Origin of the sequence: Jeotgalicoccus saudimassiliensis (genome assembly GCF_000756715.1) — a bacterium.
Taxonomy (GTDB): Bacteria; Bacillota; Bacilli; order Staphylococcales; family Salinicoccaceae; genus Jeotgalicoccus; species Jeotgalicoccus saudimassiliensis.
Genome location: NZ_CCSE01000001.1, coordinates 733,174 through 747,608, shown reverse-complemented (window position 1 = coordinate 747,608; position 14,435 = coordinate 733,174). Strand labels below are relative to the sequence as shown.

Here is a 14,435-nt window from a genome sequence, read left to right as displayed (position 1 = left end):
ATAATTTATCAAATAGGTCAAAGAATGTCAACAAGGAACATCCGCATTAATTTTCTACAGCAGAAATTCGACGAAAACATCGTTGCCGATCATGCGCCCCGCTTCGGTTAAAGCAATATATCCATCATGTCTTTTAAGGAGTTTCCGCTCCGTCAGACGATTCAGTACATCGCCGTAAACTGCATCGACAGGCAGGCCGTATTTTTCCATAAAACGCGCCTCGGATACACCTTTATTTAAGCGCAGGCCCAAAAACATTTCCTCTTCAAATTTATCGCTGTCCGTCAGCTCCAGTTTTTCTTTTACGACGGTACCGTGTTCGTTCATATTATTAATATAATGATTCACCGGTTTTATGTTGTAGTATCTGTATTTTCCTGTATAACCGTGACTGCCCGCGCCGGCACCGATATATGGTTCATTCAGCCAGTATGTCTTGTTGTGCATCGATTCGTATTCACTGACAGCGAAGTTTGATATCTCATACTGCGGATAACCGAGTGCGCCCAGTCCCCCGATGACTTTATCGTATTTTTCGCCTTCTTCCAGACTGCCGGCGATACTCATCTTGCCCTGATTGATTTTATTGTAAAAAACAGTGTGCGGTTCAATAATCAGCGAGTACCAGGAAATGTGTTTCGGCTGCAGTTCGCTGACGTATTTTAAACTCATATCGATATCTTCAAATGTTTCACCGGGAAGATTATACATCAGATCCAGCGAATAATTTGTCAGACCGATTTTCTCCAGATGGTTGATACTCTTGAAAATATCATCGAAGTTGTGCGTACGCCCGAGTACTTTTAACAGGTCGTTATTAAAAGTCTGCACACCAAGGCTTACCCGGTTTACACCGTAGTTATGCAGCACATCGAGTTTGTCTGTCGTCAGTTCGTCGGGATTGGCTTCAAATGTAAATTCATCCGTTACCGTAAACTGATCCGTCATAAATTTAAGCAGGCGGTCCAGCTGTTCAACTGTTAAAGCTGTAGGCGTTCCCCCGCCGACGTATATCGTTTTAAGCGTCTGTCTGCCGTGCGATTTCAGTTCGGCAATCAGCGCCGTAATATAATCATCGACCGGCTGATTTTTAATGAGCACCTTGTTGAAGTCGCAATATGTGCAGATGCGGTTGCAGAACGGGATATGGACATACATACTATCCATTAAATTCCTCCTAAAATTAGAGGAGAAATCAAATGATTTCTCCTCCGGGTGTTTTTTATTCATCATCCATTTTTAAGACGGCAAGGAAAGCTTCCTGTGGAATTTCAACACTTCCTACAGCTTTCATCTTCTTCTTACCTTCTTTTTGTTTCTCTAATAATTTCTTCTTACGCGATATGTCTCCGCCGTAACATTTCGACAGAACGTTTTTACCCATCGACTTAATATTCGTTCTCGATACAATCTTCTGTCCGATTGCCGCCTGTACAGGCACTTCGAACTGCTGTCTCGGAATGATATTTTTAAGCTTGTCGACAATTGCTTTTCCGCGGTCGTATGCAAAGTCTCTGTGAACGATAAAGCTCAGAGCATCAACTTTTTCAGAATTAAGCAGAATGTCCATCTTCACAAGTTTCGATTCCTTGTATCCGATCAGGTCATAATCAAGCGATGCGTAGCCTTTCGTGTGAGACTTCAGCTGATCGAAGAAGTCGAACACAATTTCCGATAACGGAATTTCGTAAATGATGTTAACACGCACATCATCGAGATAATCCATCGTCATAAAGTTACCGCGTTTTTTCTGGCAGAGTTCCATTACTGCACCGACATAATCGTTCGGTACCATAATCTGCGCTTTAACGTATGGCTCATGAATTTTGTCGATTTTTTGCGGGTCCGGCATCTGTGCCGGGTTATCCACTCTGACTTCAGTGCCGTCAGTCAGGTCGACGCTGTATATAACAGACGGTGCTGTCGCAATCAGGTCGATACCGAATTCTCTCTCAATTCTCTCCTGAACAATTTCCATGTGCAGAAGGCCGAGGAATCCCGTACGGAAGCCGAAACCTAACGCCTGTGATGTCTCCGGTTCATATTGAAGCGATGAGTCGTTCAGTTCAAGCTTTTCAAGCGCTTCACGCAGGTCGTTGTACTTTGAAGAATCGATTGGATAGATTCCGCAGAATACCATCGGGTTCATCTTCTTATACCCCTGGAGCGGTTTTGGTGCAGGGTTTTCGGCACTTGTAATCGTATCACCGACAAGTGAATCACCGACTTTTTTAATCGATGCCGAAATGTATCCAACATCGCCGACAGTCAGTTCATCGACAGCAAGCTGTTTCGGTGTGTTGATACCGACTTCGTTAACTTCGAATTCCTTGCCCGATGACATCATACGGATTTTATCTCCCGCTCTCACAGTGCCGTCGACAATTCTGATCGATGAAATAACACCGCGGTACGGGTCGAATACAGAGTCAAAAATTAACGCTTTTAAAGGTGCCTCCGGGTCACCCTGCGGTGCCGGAACTTCCTGAACGATTCGCTCGAGTATTTCCTCAATACCGATATTCGCCTTGGCAGAAGCGTAGATCGCATCTTCCTGCGGCAGACCGATAACATCTTCAACTTCTGCTGCAACTCTGTCCGGATCTGCTGCCGGCAGGTCGATTTTGTTTACGACCGGAATCAGCTCAAGGTCGTTATCGAGCGCAAGGTAAACGTTAGCCAGTGTCTGCGCCTCGATACCCTGCGCTGCATCAACGACGAGTATAGCCCCTTCACATGCCGCGAGCGAACGCGATACTTCATATGTGAAGTCGACGTGTCCCGGCGTATCGATAAGATGGAAAGTATATTCCTCGCCGTCTTTTGCCGTATACTTTAAACGGACAGCATTAAGCTTGATTGTAATACCGCGTTCTCTTTCAATATCCATTGAATCCAAAAGCTGCGCTTTCATATCCCGGCCTTCAACCGAGCGTGTGTTTTCGAGTAACCTATCAGCCAAAGATGACTTACCGTGATCTATATGAGCAATGATAGAGAAGTTCCTTATATTTTCCTGTCTTTTCAAACGTTCCATATTGTTCATTTAAAATCCAACTCTCTTCATGTTTACAATGTTATAATTATATCAATGCATGGCACTAACTTCAATTCATTTCGGATTGATTATTGCATAATAAGTTTAGATTTGGTAAAATATCTGTTGTTGCAATAAAAGTTGTACAACTTTATGTCGGAGGTGACATTATGCCTAATATTAAATCAGCAATCAAACGTGTAAAAACTAACGAAGCTGCTCAGAATCTTAATATCGCTCAGAAAAACGCTATGCGTACTGCAGTTAAACAAGCTGAAACTGCTAAGAGTGAGAACGCTGAGAACAAAGCTGAATTAGTTTCTAAAGCTGTCAAACTTGTTGACAAAGCTGCTAAACGCAATCACATTCATGCTAACAAAGCGAGCCGTATGAAATCAAAATTAATGGCTAACTAATAAAAAAACCTTCATTATGAAGGTTTTTTTATTTTGTCTTTTATATTTCAAGAATGAATAATTCAAACAGCGCGTCCCGGTCGAGATAGCTCGATTTAAACTTGTAATCGATATCCCGGCAGATCACCATTTTTTCGAGCAGTACATCGAGCGGATACTTTCTCGTATGTCTCTGAGCGAGTTTCACGCGGTACGGATGAACTTTAAGCGTACGCGCGATATTGTCCTCCTGATACCCTTCCCCGTTTAAAATTTTCACCTGATAGAGCAGTCTGAACTGGCCGATCACGAGGTGAAGCAGCTTCATCGGCTCTTCTTTTTGAAGAATAAGTTCTCTTGCCAGATTAACAGCTTTCTGCTTTTCGTTTTTTAATATAAAGTCAGTGAGCAGAAAAACATTCTGTTCCAGTGACACACTCACGACATTTTCGACATCATCCACCGTAATATTACCGTCAGCATACAGCACCAGTTTTGTCACTTCGTTATGTACCGCTTCGTATTTATAACTCGTTTTTTCAAGGAGCAGCTCCAGTGCTTCTGATGAAATTTCAAGATCGTTTCTGTCAAACACGGAACGGACGTAATTCATCAGCTCTTTTTCGTTCATTTCATTAATTTCAATCTGTCTGCCCCGTTCGGCAATCAGCTTCGTAATTTTTTTGCGTTTGTCCAGTTTCTCTGAAATAACTGCAAAGATAATCAGCGTATCATCGCTCTTATTAGTAATGTAGTCGATAAGCAGATCGATATTATGATTTACAGCCGACCCGGTCTTTTGAGCAGTAAACAGCACAGCCTCTTCAACGACAATGACTTTTTTGTCAGCAAGAAACGGCAGTGTCTGTGCTTCTTCTATAATTTGTTCAACCGGAGTTTCCTTAAAGTTTAATTTTGTATAGTTAAAATCGTCGAGCGTGCCGACGTATTCTTTCGCGATACTTTTAATTTTATCTTCTATGCGGATAATATTTGTGCCATACAGAAGTTGCAGCAGTTCCATAAATAATGCTCCTTAAAGTTTATAAATCTATTATAGCTTTTTAATTAAATTTAGCCTATACTGTAAGTAAGTGTTTAGGGGGTAATTACATGAATAAGTTTGAGAAAAATGTTCAGTCAAAAAACAATGACGTTATCGACGCTGGTCTTGCTTTCATAGTTGGATTCGTGGCACTTACTGTAATTTATGTCATTCCACAAATCTTCGCTATCGTAGCGGGATAATCGATAATAATTAATCGGGCCGGTTATCCGGCTCTTTTTTTATGCCTTTTTTTAAACACTGATCATTAGCAGCATCTAATTTTGCACGGATACATATTGTATCATGATTAATACTAAACTCCACCATGCCTTTTTCTTTCGTACTGATAATTCTGCTCCCGCTTAAAGTTTTAATTACAGTGTCATGCGGATGGTTATACCGGTTGTTTACACCCGCTGATATTAAGGCGATATCCGCGTCCACTTCATTTATAAATTCCTCTCCGCTCGACGTATCACTGCCGTGATGGCCGACTTTTAAAATATCGCTTTTCAGATTATATTTTTTAACCAAACTTTCCTCGGTTACGAGACCGATATCTCCAGTAAACAGTACGCTGAACTCACCGAGATGCACTTTAAGCACCACCGACTGTTCATTTGAGTCAGCAGCAGTATCAGCTGTTAAGTTTTCAAAATACATATTTCCGAGTGTAAAATCGCCTGCCGCTGAACTGTTATGAATTTTCACACGGTCTGATGCCTTTAGATTTACCGCCCACTCATCGAATTTTACATCTTCAGTATTCATGACAATACTGCCGGTCTGTATATTATCCAGTATGTGAAGTACTTCCCCGCTGTGGTCGAGATCCAGGTGGCTGATAATCATTACATCGATAAAATCAATCCCCTGTTCTTTTAAATACGGCAGCAGCGTTTTATCGCTTAAACTGATTCCCTGCTCTTTATGCTGAAATTTACCGCCTGTATCAAGAAGAACCGTCTTACCACTCTGATGATCCTGAATAACAAACGCATCTCCCTGTCCGACATCGGTCATCGTGAGTGTATAGTCATTGTTCCACGTCTTTTGACTGATCATTATGACCGCAATAAATATAACGATGGCAAGCCCCGTCTTTTTAATATTCAAAAGGAGTATGTTTACCATAATGCTATAAGTCAGTACCAACAGTATAATGACAGCTGCAGGCGTCAGATTTTTAACCGGAAGCCGGTGTTTAAACGTCTCTGAAATATAATATATGCAGTCTTTCATCGTCCCAAACAGCACATGATAAAAACCATCCACAACAGATGTCATATTTAAAAACAGCAGCAGATTATAAATAATAACACCGGGAAATATGATGAACGAAAAGAACGGTATAAAAATAATATTGAGCAGCAGCCCGCTTAAGCTGATCTCGTTAAAATGAATCAGCACGATGACGAGAGTAGACAGCTCGCTGATTACTGTAACCAGTATGAGCTGCACTGGCGCGCTGTAATGTATAAACAGCGGACGTGTCAGCAGTATAATATATGTGGTTATATAGGACAGCTGGAAACCGGCATGAAAGATGATGTGCGGATTAACTGCAAGCTGAACGAGTGCACTCAATGAAATAATCGCAAGGTACGGTTTCTTTTTAAAAAATGAGCAGATGAGCAGCAGCACCCCCATAAAAACAGCACGCAGTACACTTGGGGACAGGAAGTTTAAAAAGAGAAACACAAGCAGGGACGTAATAATGACGAGTTTAATTGAATTAAGCGGTACTCTTAAAAATTTAAGTACTCCAAATATGACGGCACTCAAGAAAGCGACATGAGTACCGGAAATGACATAAAGATGATATATTCCGAGTTTCTGCAGAGCATCAAAAAATTCAGGACTGATGTAATTTTTATTGCCGACTGACAGCGTCAGCAGATCAAATTTGTAATCATGCTTCGTTGATTCGAGCATTTTCGACATATACTGATACCGGATGATAGAGAAATACTGTGACAAACTGAGTGTTCCCGGATGGCAGTCCAGAAAATCAGTACTGCTTAAATATATTCTCCCGGAAACCCCGTTTATTCTGAGTGCTGCCTGCCCGTCCTGTTTAATAAAGTTACGCTGCTCGCCGGGCACAGTGACAGGCAGGCTGCCGGAGCACACGCTGCCGATTAAAAGCCGGTGTTCACCGCTCTCATCGTACAGTTCATAGGTTTTACCGCTGCTTGAAACAATGTACTGCAGGCTGTCCGTATAATATTTATAGTCTTCGATAACAACGTGAGTCAGATGACCGCCATCCAGCTGTGTATCCGGTGCTTTGTAATACATTGCAGACAAAACAGCGAGAAGCGTCAGCAGACATTTAAACGGCAGGCTTCCGTTTTTTATATGAACGCTGTACAGTAAAATTGCATAAAAAAATAAGCCCGCAACGGGGCTTACAGTAATTATACATCCGGTTATAACAGATACAAATAAGTAGAACATTTTCATTCGATTGACTCAAAATACATGTTCACTTTTTTATTATCGAGCTCGATCAGCTCATAATTCACATTATTTTTATTTAACAGTTCTATTGCGTACGGATGGTTTTTATAGTCAGCACGGTAATATACATTTTTAATGCCTGCCTGAATCAGTGATTTAGTACAATTTATGCAGGGAAAATGAGTGACATACACCGATGCACCTTCTGTCGACACACCAAATTTCGAACATTGAAGCAGTCCGTTAATCTCGGCGTGTATAGTTCTGATGCAGTGACCGTCCTCGACGTAGCATCCTTCGTCCACACAGTGGACTTCCCCGGATACGGAGCCGTTATATCCGCCTGCAATTATCCGGTTGTCTTTTACGATTGTCGCACCGACGCTCAATCGTTCACATGTTGAACGGAGCGACAGCAGCATTGCCTGTGCCATAAAATATTCATGCCAGTTAATCCGCATAATGCCACCTCAGTCTGTTGTGATGTACGGCTTCAGGTTTTCAAATGTTTTGTCACCGATGCCGGGTATATTTTTAATCTCTTCGGGTGTTTTGAATAATCCCTGCTCCTCGCGGTAAGTTAAAATTGCCTGTGCTTTCTTCTCTCCGATACCATTTAACGTGGTCAGTTCAGTCATACCGGCTGTGTTTATATTCACAAGATCACCGGAAGAATCTTCCGATGAGCCTGCGGGCGCTATTGTATCAATTCCAGCTGCCTTATCAATTTCACCGGCATACGGAATATAAATCACCATTTCATCGGCAAGTTTCGCCGACTGATTCACTGTCATAAGATCCGCATTTTCAGTGATCACCGCAATGTCCAGCAGGTTTGTCACTCTCGCATCTGCAGGCAGTTCGTAGACGCCGGGTGATTCAACGGCACCTTTCACTTCCACAAACACTGTCGTTACGGGCGGTGTTTCAGCTGCTGCTTCTGTTTCCGTTAAAGCCGCTTCTGTAACGTTTTCATCCAAACTTAAACTGTCAGCCGGTGTATTCAAAGCTGTCACTGAAAAATAAATGATTACCGCAAGTATTACACATGCACCTATGACATAAAACCTGTACTGTTCAAAAAATGATTTAATATCCATCCTGTTCCTCCCCGTAAAAAATACCTCTCATACTATATATAGGGAAAAACGGCGTTTTATTTTTTTTTCGTACAAGTTAATTTATAAACCTGCAAAACGTTAAAATTTATTTCTTCAGTACATAAAAGTTTCTTTCAGCCACTTCAGTAATAACATTATTAATATCAAAGTCGCTGAATGATTTATCGATAATAAACCCGGTGTCATTTGCTATTTTTAAAATTTCACTGTGTTTATACGTCTGTTGATAATGAGTTTCTTCGTGTTTTTCATACAGATTTGCACTGTTTCGAATGAAAAATGTCATTTCATGCCAGACGCTCAGTTCTTGTTCACCGGGAATCGTCTGCCATGTATAGAAAATATCCTCTGTACTGTCTGAATACAATTCAAAATTAAAGTCATTCTGCATTTTATGTTCAGTGTGCACATCAAAGACAAATACCCCGCCCTCTGCGAGATGATTATAAACGTTTTTTAATACTGCAGTAAATGCTTCTTCAGACGGAGCGTAGTTTAAAACGTCCGCAGTCGCAGTAATCAGCTCAAATGATTCATTAAGATCCATCGTCACCATATCATGTACGCGATATTCGCTGTCCGGATCATTTACATGTGCAATATTCACCATTTCCTGTGAATTGTCGATGCCGAGTTTTCTTTTAACTTTAAGTGATTTTAAAATTTCTCCGGTACCTGCACCGATATCGAGTACCGACTGTGCATTCCCTTTCACTTCGTTAATAATATCGAGCCACAAATTATACGGCATATCATAATTTAATATATCGTACACTTTGGCGAATGTTTTGTATTCGCTAGCCTCCAATAGTATCACCGGCATCTTTGAATAAACGCTCAAGGTTATAATATTCGCGTTCTGTTTTCTGGAAAATATGAACGATAACATCGCCGACATCACAAAGAATCCATTTTCCCTGTTTTTGTCCTTCGATACTTATATCAAGACCGTTTTTATGTGCAACTTCTCTGACTTCGTCACTGATTGCCTGAGCCTGACGCTCCGAGTTACCGTGACATATTACGAAATAATCCGTTACCGGACTCGTTTCTTTCACATCATATACTTTTATATCTGCAGCGCGCTTATCGTCGCATGCTTCCACCATTAATTCCAATACTTCTTTACTCTGCATTCCGTCACTCCCTGGCCATATTATAATAATTGAGACATTCTATCGTTTTATGGTAAATCGTCTGATCTTTATTCAGCAGATGTTTTACGTTCGCTTTTGTAATTGTATACACCGCTAAGTCCAGATTTTTTTCTTTAAATACAATATCACGGATTTGGTCCACACCGGGCTGTGTACGTTTCGGCTCAATGTAATCTGCAACGTAAATAATTTTTTCGATGAGACCCATCTGTTTTGCACCTGATGTATGGTGTGCCACTGCATTTAAAATTTCTTCATCTATAATGTTAAACTTATTTTTAATTTTTACCGCTGCAACCGGTCCGTGAAGCACTTCCGACTTATACTCAAGCAGTTCAGGATCGAGCTGTTCAGCCGTTACTGTCTGATACATTTTGCTTAAGTCATCGTATTTCGAATAATCGTGCAGTATACCTGCGAGAAAACATCTGTCTTTGTCCGCTTTAAATATTTCCGACATTTGTACCGCTGTTTCAGCTACGCGTTCACAATGCTTAAATCTTTTTTTCGGCAGTTTATCTGCTGCAACTTTCAATGCTTCTTTACGTTTCATATAATCGCTGCTCCTTAATGTATCCGTACACCTCTTCATGCATTAAGTGTCTGACTTCCGTATTTGTTTTCAGCCGCTCCCTTATAAGCGTCGATGAAACTTCAACGATATTCGTATTAAGTTTAATAAACGGTGCTTTCACGTTATACAGCTCATCATTTCTGTCCAGCACGACAAATTTGGCAAGATCATGCAGCTTATCTGCATTCGCCCATTTATCAAATGTAATAAAGTGATCTGTACCGATAATAAAATACAATTCATCGTCCGGGTATTTCTCTTTCAAATACTTCAAAGTGTCAAAAGTATACGTTACTGTTTGCTGGTCGAGTTCAAAAGTATCTATTTCTGCAAAATCGTAATTTTTAACCGCGCGTTTTAACATATTTAAACGATGTCTGTCAGTCGAACCTGTCTTTTTTTTAAACGGCGAAATGAAAGTCGGCACAATAATGACCTTATCGAGTTCAAGACCGATATAAGTTTCTGCAAAAGCATTAATATGACCATTATGTACCGGATCAAACGTTCCGCCGAATACACCTATTTTCATGGCAGTTTTATTTCTTTGTTATCCTTCGATTCTCTGTAAAGTACAATCGTGCTGCCCATTACCTGTACAAGCTCAGAACCTGTTCCCGCAACAAGTGCTTCAACGATTGAGTCTTTATCTTCCATACAGTTCTGCAGTACTGAAACTTTTACAAGTTCGCGTTTTTCAAGAACATCATCAAACTGTTCGACAAAGTTTTCTGTCACACCGTTTTTACCTACCTGGAACAACGGCTTTTCATGATGAGCCAGTGAGCGCAAGTAGCGTTTCTGTTTACCTGTTAATGTCATTATTTTTCCTCCATTAATCCTTCCAGTGCATGCTGCACTGCATCATTTCTGCCTGTTTTGGCAGTCCATATTTCAAACGCATCCAGTGCCTGATTCACAAGCATTGAAAGTCCGTTTGCATTCTTTTTAAAGTAACTCATAAACGGCGTGTGTGCCGGATTATAAATTAAATCCATACCTGCAGTGTCTTCTGTTATAAACGACGGGTCAAGATTCATCATCTTAAAGACGTCTTCACCATTCAGACCGAGCGGTGTCGCATTAATTACTGCATCGTATGTCCCGCCTTCAAACTCGGTATTTAGCACATGTTTAAAGTCATCAGTTTTAAATGATTCAAAACTTTCGGCTCTTCTGGCAAGGATTGTAACATCGTCTCCATTATCCGCATGTGCCCGGTGTACAGCTTTCGCCGCCCCGCCGGCACCGAGAATCAGGATGCTGCGCTTTCCGCTTCCGAAAGCCTCATTAAACGCCTTCATATAGCCGGTGATATCAGTATTATAACCGTAATATCGGCCATTTTTTACATGTACTGTATTGACAGCCCCGATTTTTTCAGCTGCCGGCGCGATTTCGTCCAGATACTGCATAATATTTTCCTTGTGCGGCACTGTAACGTTAAAGCCTGACAGATTTTTCTCCTCCACATACGTTTTAATTTCATTAAGCGCTTCCGGCTTAATTTCAAGTGCACTGTAGTCCGCATCTATATCCAATGCGTTAAAATTGGCATTGTGAATCACCGGTGACAGCGTATGTTTGAGCGGATAGCCGATTACTGCATAATTCATCTTTACTGCACTCCTTTAAAGATAGTTGAACGTACGGATACATTAACGCCTTTCGGAACAGTTACGCTGACTTTCGCCGATTTTGCCACCGACACAAATGTCAGTCCGCTGATTAAAATATCGCTGGCATTTTCGAGTGTAAAGTCGTGGACGTCGAAGTTTGTACTTAAATAAGCTTCTTCAAGTTCCGGCGGTGCGAGAAGTCCATTATAGTGCTTATCGTAAAACTCGGAAGCATTGACTGTTTTCGTACGGTGCACATTCAGATGATGGTTGCAGTATACTGAGAAACTGTTCGCTTCGCCTTCTGTATAATCCACGCGTGCCAGGTTGCCGACAAACAATGTCTGTCCGCTGTTCAGCTGGAAGGTTTTCGCCTTGATTTCCTTCGCCGGAGAAACGTATTTTAAATCGCTGACTTTCACATAATGTGAAATTTGCGATTCAACGACAATTCCCGGAGTGTCATACAACGTCTGTGAGTCTCCGAGCGGAATATCAATCATCCCGAGTGTTGTCCCCGGAATATTACTCGTTGTAATTACATTTTTAAAGCCTGTATTATCTTCCAGCAGTTTGTTGATCAGTGTCGATTTTCCGACGTTTGTCGTGCCGACAATATAAACATCCTTGCCTTTTGCCATCTCGCTGATTTTCTTCATCAGCGTATCCAGGTTCTGCCCTTTTAATGCACTGATTGCAACTGTATCATTTGCTGTGATGCCTGCATCTTTCAGCATTTTCTTTGCACGTTCAACGAGACGGCTTGTATTTGTTGATTTCGGGAATAAATCTATCTTGTTAACGACTGCAAGTACCTTCTTGTCACCGACTATACGGTTAAACGACGGAATAATACTCCCTTCAAAGTCGAAGACATCAATCACTTTAACAATCAGGCTGTCTGTTTCGTACAGCGAGTTCAGCATCGTTAAAAAATCTCCCGAGTCCACGTCCAGCTCCTGCACTTCGTTATAATGTCTTAAACGGTAGCAGCGCTGGCAGATTGGTTCTTCCTTATGAAGCCCGCTTGATGGAATGTATCCCTCTTCATTTTTGTTTTCTGTCTGTAAAATGCTTCCGCATCCGACACATTTTATATCAGTCACATTATTCCTCCCATGTAATCATGTTTTTCTTTTTAAAGTACTTCATTATAACACGTTCTATTCTGCGGTTTAAGTAGGTCGCCCAGCCGTCTTTCTCTTTTACGGGTACAACCAGAATGCTGTTAATTTTTGCGCGGTTCGCACCAAATATATCCGTCATCAGCTGATCGCCCACCATAACAGTATTCGCTTTTTTGGTACCGAGCAGTTTTAAGCCGCGGTGAAAATTCGCAAGCATCGGTTTTTTGGCAGATGAAATATAATCAATACCATGCGGCTCCGCAAAGCCTGCCACGCGTTTGTGATTGCCGTTAGACAAAATAAGCAGTTTAATATTCGATTCTTCCAGTGTTTTAATCCACTTCAGCACATTGTCATTCGCATCCGGTTCATCGAATGCTACGAGCGTATTATCGAGATCCGTCATGACTGCTTTAATATTATGCGCTTTTAAAAATTCGGGCGTAATATCCTCATAACGGGTAACAAAGTGGCTTGGCAGAAACTTATCTTCTATAATTTTCATAAAATCTCCTCGGAAATTAAATTCATATTAACACAAAAAAAGCACCTTAAAAAATTAAGGTGCGCTTCGCTTACTCGATTATTTCAGGATCTTCTGTGTCAGTTTCAGTAAATACAACGAAACCGATAATAACCGTTATTACAATTGAAAGGATCATTAAAAATAACATAGTAACCTCCACATCACAGTTCTCTTAATACTGATTTTACAACTTCGGACGAGTGTACGCAAGCTTTCGCAAGAAATTCTTCATAATTCATATCAGCTGCATCATTTGCAGAATCACTCATCGAGCGGATAATCACAAATGGCGTGTTAAACTGCCAGCATGTTTGTGCAATACTTGAAGATTCCATGTCTACGCACATCGCATCGGGGAAATTACCGTAAATATGATTCTTTTCTTCATCGCTGTCGATAAATGAATCACCGCTTACAACAAGACCGCTGCTGCCGTTAATTTCGTCGTTTAATGACAGTGCCGTTAAAGCACTTTTAATTAACTTGTCATCGCCGGTATAAACTTCCGGCATTCCCGGAACCTGTCCGTAGCTGTAACCGAAGTTTGTCGCATCCACGTCGTGGTGTGCAACGGCAGTTGACACAACCATATCCGTAACCATGAGGTTTTCCCCCATTGCCCCTGCAACACCGGTATTAATAATATAGTCGATATCAAAACGCTCAAGAATCAGAGCAGTAATGATACTCGCATTTACTTTCCCGATACCGGACTGTACAAGCACAATGTTTTGTCCGTTCAAAGTCCCTGCATATGCAGTCGTATGCGCAACAGGTACTTCTTTTTCAATGACCATTGCATTTTTTAATATTTCAACTTCCGGTTCCATGGCACCGATGATGCCGATTGTATAATTAGTCAATTTTAACAATCTTAACTTTCATGTCGCTGCCGTTTGGTAAAGCAACTTTTACTTCGTCATTAAGCTTTGCACCGAGAAGTGACTGTGCCATCGGAGATTCGTTTGAAATTTTCCCTTCAAACGGATCAGCTTCCGCACTTCCGACAATCTGATACGACTCTTCGTCGCCGTCCGGAATTTCTTTAAAAGTAACCGTCTTGCCAAGTGAGACAGTGTTGTTGTCACCGGTATCTTCGATAATTACAGCGTGTCTGATCATTTCTTCAATTTTTGTAATTTCCTTTTCGACGAAGCCCTGCTCGTCTTTTGCTGCATCGTACTCCGAGTTCTCCGAAAGGTCTCCAAAGCTGCGTGCAACTTTAATTTTTTCTACTACTTCCGGGCGTTTAACCGTTTTCAATTCTTCTAAATCTACATGAAGCTGATCATAACCAGCTTGTGTCATTGGGTATTCTTTTTTATTTTCCATCGTAAATCCTCCGTTAATTAAATTACTTCTAATATT

18 protein-coding genes are annotated in these 14,435 nt (G+C 41.2%); 2 read left to right on the top strand and 16 right to left on the bottom strand.

Translation table 11 applies throughout. The features are described 5' to 3' along the window. Nucleotides 1-54 precede the first annotated feature (54 nt). Both hemW and lepA read right to left on the bottom strand, forming a co-directional pair. Complete coding sequence (gene hemW, locus RZ44_RS03560) at nucleotides 55-1,167, bottom strand: radical SAM family heme chaperone HemW (protein WP_035808566.1); 1,113 nt, start codon at nucleotides 1,165-1,167, stop codon at nucleotides 55-57. Between the two features lie 55 nt (nucleotides 1,168-1,222). Next, complete coding sequence (gene lepA, locus RZ44_RS03555) at nucleotides 1,223-3,046, bottom strand: translation elongation factor 4 (protein ID WP_035808564.1); 1,824 nt, start codon at nucleotides 3,044-3,046, stop codon at nucleotides 1,223-1,225. 161 nt (nucleotides 3,047-3,207) lie between these two features. Between lepA and rpsT the strand changes: the two genes are divergently transcribed. After that, nucleotides 3,208-3,453, top strand: coding sequence for a 30S ribosomal protein S20 (gene rpsT, locus RZ44_RS03550; RefSeq protein WP_035808562.1), 246 nt, complete (start codon nucleotides 3,208-3,210; stop codon nucleotides 3,451-3,453). A 40-nt stretch (nucleotides 3,454-3,493) separates the two neighbouring features. Here rpsT and holA read toward each other — a convergent pair whose 3' ends face one another. Further along, nucleotides 3,494-4,456: a DNA polymerase III subunit delta gene (gene holA / locus RZ44_RS03545; protein WP_052108771.1), complete on the bottom strand. Its 963-nt coding sequence runs from the start codon at nucleotides 4,454-4,456 to the stop codon at nucleotides 3,494-3,496. Nucleotides 4,457-4,545: 89 nt separating this feature from the next. Here holA and RZ44_RS11130 point away from each other — a divergent pair, with 89 nt between their 5' ends. Further along, complete coding sequence (locus RZ44_RS11130) at nucleotides 4,546-4,680, top strand: YqzM family protein (protein ID WP_074431613.1); 135 nt, start codon at nucleotides 4,546-4,548, stop codon at nucleotides 4,678-4,680. Between the two features lie 10 nt (nucleotides 4,681-4,690). On the opposite strand, the gene RZ44_RS03540 is transcribed toward RZ44_RS11130, so the two are convergent. The 13 genes from RZ44_RS03540 to greA form a co-directional block, all read right to left on the bottom strand. After that, on the bottom strand, nucleotides 4,691-6,946 hold the full coding sequence (locus RZ44_RS03540) for a DNA internalization-related competence protein ComEC/Rec2 (RefSeq protein WP_035808559.1): 2,256 nt from the start codon (nucleotides 6,944-6,946) through the stop codon (nucleotides 4,691-4,693). Next, nucleotides 6,943-7,407, bottom strand: coding sequence for a ComE operon protein 2 (locus tag RZ44_RS03535; RefSeq protein WP_035808558.1), 465 nt, complete (start codon nucleotides 7,405-7,407; stop codon nucleotides 6,943-6,945). Before RZ44_RS03535 ends, RZ44_RS03540 begins: the two co-directional genes overlap by 4 nt. 6 nt (nucleotides 7,408-7,413) lie before the next feature. After that, a complete protein-coding gene (locus tag RZ44_RS03530; RefSeq protein ID WP_035808556.1) occupies nucleotides 7,414-8,043 on the bottom strand; it encodes a ComEA family DNA-binding protein in 630 nt (209 codons plus the stop codon). 106 nt (nucleotides 8,044-8,149) lie between these two features. Beyond that, complete coding sequence (locus RZ44_RS03525) at nucleotides 8,150-8,872, bottom strand: class I SAM-dependent DNA methyltransferase (protein WP_171816108.1); 723 nt, start codon at nucleotides 8,870-8,872, stop codon at nucleotides 8,150-8,152. Then, nucleotides 8,862-9,200: a ribosome silencing factor gene (gene rsfS / locus RZ44_RS03520; protein ID WP_035808552.1), complete on the bottom strand. Its 339-nt coding sequence runs from the start codon at nucleotides 9,198-9,200 to the stop codon at nucleotides 8,862-8,864. Before rsfS ends, RZ44_RS03525 begins: the two co-directional genes overlap by 11 nt. Before the next feature lie 4 nt (nucleotides 9,201-9,204). Further along, on the bottom strand, nucleotides 9,205-9,774 hold the full coding sequence (yqeK, locus tag RZ44_RS03515; RefSeq protein WP_035808550.1) for a bis(5'-nucleosyl)-tetraphosphatase (symmetrical) YqeK: 570 nt from the start codon (nucleotides 9,772-9,774) through the stop codon (nucleotides 9,205-9,207). Next, nucleotides 9,764-10,327: a nicotinate (nicotinamide) nucleotide adenylyltransferase gene (gene nadD / locus RZ44_RS03510; protein WP_035808548.1), complete on the bottom strand. Its 564-nt coding sequence runs from the start codon at nucleotides 10,325-10,327 to the stop codon at nucleotides 9,764-9,766. Before nadD ends, yqeK begins: the two co-directional genes overlap by 11 nt. Further along, entirely contained in the window at nucleotides 10,324-10,617 is a 294-nt protein-coding gene (gene yhbY / locus RZ44_RS03505; RefSeq protein ID WP_035808546.1) for a ribosome assembly RNA-binding protein YhbY, read from the bottom strand. Before yhbY ends, nadD begins: the two co-directional genes overlap by 4 nt. Further along, nucleotides 10,617-11,411: a shikimate dehydrogenase gene (gene aroE / locus RZ44_RS03500; protein ID WP_035808545.1), complete on the bottom strand. Its 795-nt coding sequence runs from the start codon at nucleotides 11,409-11,411 to the stop codon at nucleotides 10,617-10,619. The genes yhbY and aroE overlap by 1 nt, the downstream gene beginning before the upstream one ends. A 2-nt stretch (nucleotides 11,412-11,413) precedes the next feature. Further along, entirely contained in the window at nucleotides 11,414-12,520 is a 1,107-nt protein-coding gene (gene yqeH / locus RZ44_RS03495; RefSeq protein ID WP_035808543.1) for a ribosome biogenesis GTPase YqeH, read from the bottom strand. Nucleotide 12,521: 1 nt separating this feature from the next. Continuing rightward, nucleotides 12,522-13,046, bottom strand: coding sequence for a YqeG family HAD IIIA-type phosphatase (locus RZ44_RS03490; RefSeq protein ID WP_035808542.1), 525 nt, complete (start codon nucleotides 13,044-13,046; stop codon nucleotides 12,522-12,524). Between the two features lie 182 nt (nucleotides 13,047-13,228). After that, entirely contained in the window at nucleotides 13,229-13,930 is a 702-nt protein-coding gene (locus tag RZ44_RS03485) for a 5'-methylthioadenosine/adenosylhomocysteine nucleosidase (protein ID WP_074431612.1), read from the bottom strand. Beyond that, entirely contained in the window at nucleotides 13,923-14,399 is a 477-nt protein-coding gene (greA, locus tag RZ44_RS03480) for a transcription elongation factor GreA (protein WP_035808540.1), read from the bottom strand. Before greA ends, RZ44_RS03485 begins: the two co-directional genes overlap by 8 nt. Nucleotides 14,400-14,435: the final 36 nt, after the last annotated feature.

Coding starts and splice junctions, on each gene's coding strand:
- hemW (WP_035808566.1), bottom strand. CDS start 1,167: ATGGATAGTATGTATGTCCATATCCCGTTCTGCAACCGCATCTGCACA.
- RZ44_RS03530 (WP_035808556.1), bottom strand. CDS start 8,043: ATGGATATTAAATCATTTTTTGAACAGTACAGGTTTTATGTCATAGGT.
- yqeK (WP_035808550.1), bottom strand. CDS start 9,774: ATGAAACGTAAAGAAGCATTGAAAGTTGCAGCAGATAAACTGCCGAAA.
- aroE (WP_035808545.1), bottom strand. CDS start 11,411: ATGAATTATGCAGTAATCGGCTATCCGCTCAAACATACGCTGTCACCG.
- RZ44_RS03490 (WP_035808542.1), bottom strand. CDS start 13,046: ATGAAAATTATAGAAGATAAGTTTCTGCCAAGCCACTTTGTTACCCGT.
- yhbY (WP_035808546.1), bottom strand. CDS start 10,617: ATGACATTAACAGGTAAACAGAAACGCTACTTGCGCTCACTGGCTCAT.
- holA (WP_052108771.1), bottom strand. CDS start 4,456: ATGGAACTGCTGCAACTTCTGTATGGCACAAATATTATCCGCATAGAA.
- greA (WP_035808540.1), bottom strand. CDS start 14,399: ATGGAAAATAAAAAAGAATACCCAATGACACAAGCTGGTTATGATCAG.
- rsfS (WP_035808552.1), bottom strand. CDS start 9,200: ATGCAGAGTAAAGAAGTATTGGAATTAATGGTGGAAGCATGCGACGAT.
- lepA (WP_035808564.1), bottom strand. CDS start 3,046: ATGAACAATATGGAACGTTTGAAAAGACAGGAAAATATAAGGAACTTC.
- rpsT (WP_035808562.1), top strand. CDS start 3,208: ATGCCTAATATTAAATCAGCAATCAAACGTGTAAAAACTAACGAAGCT.
- RZ44_RS11130 (WP_074431613.1), top strand. CDS start 4,546: ATGAATAAGTTTGAGAAAAATGTTCAGTCAAAAAACAATGACGTTATC.
- RZ44_RS03540 (WP_035808559.1), bottom strand. CDS start 6,946: ATGAAAATGTTCTACTTATTTGTATCTGTTATAACCGGATGTATAATT.
- nadD (WP_035808548.1), bottom strand. CDS start 10,327: ATGAAAATAGGTGTATTCGGCGGAACGTTTGATCCGGTACATAATGGT.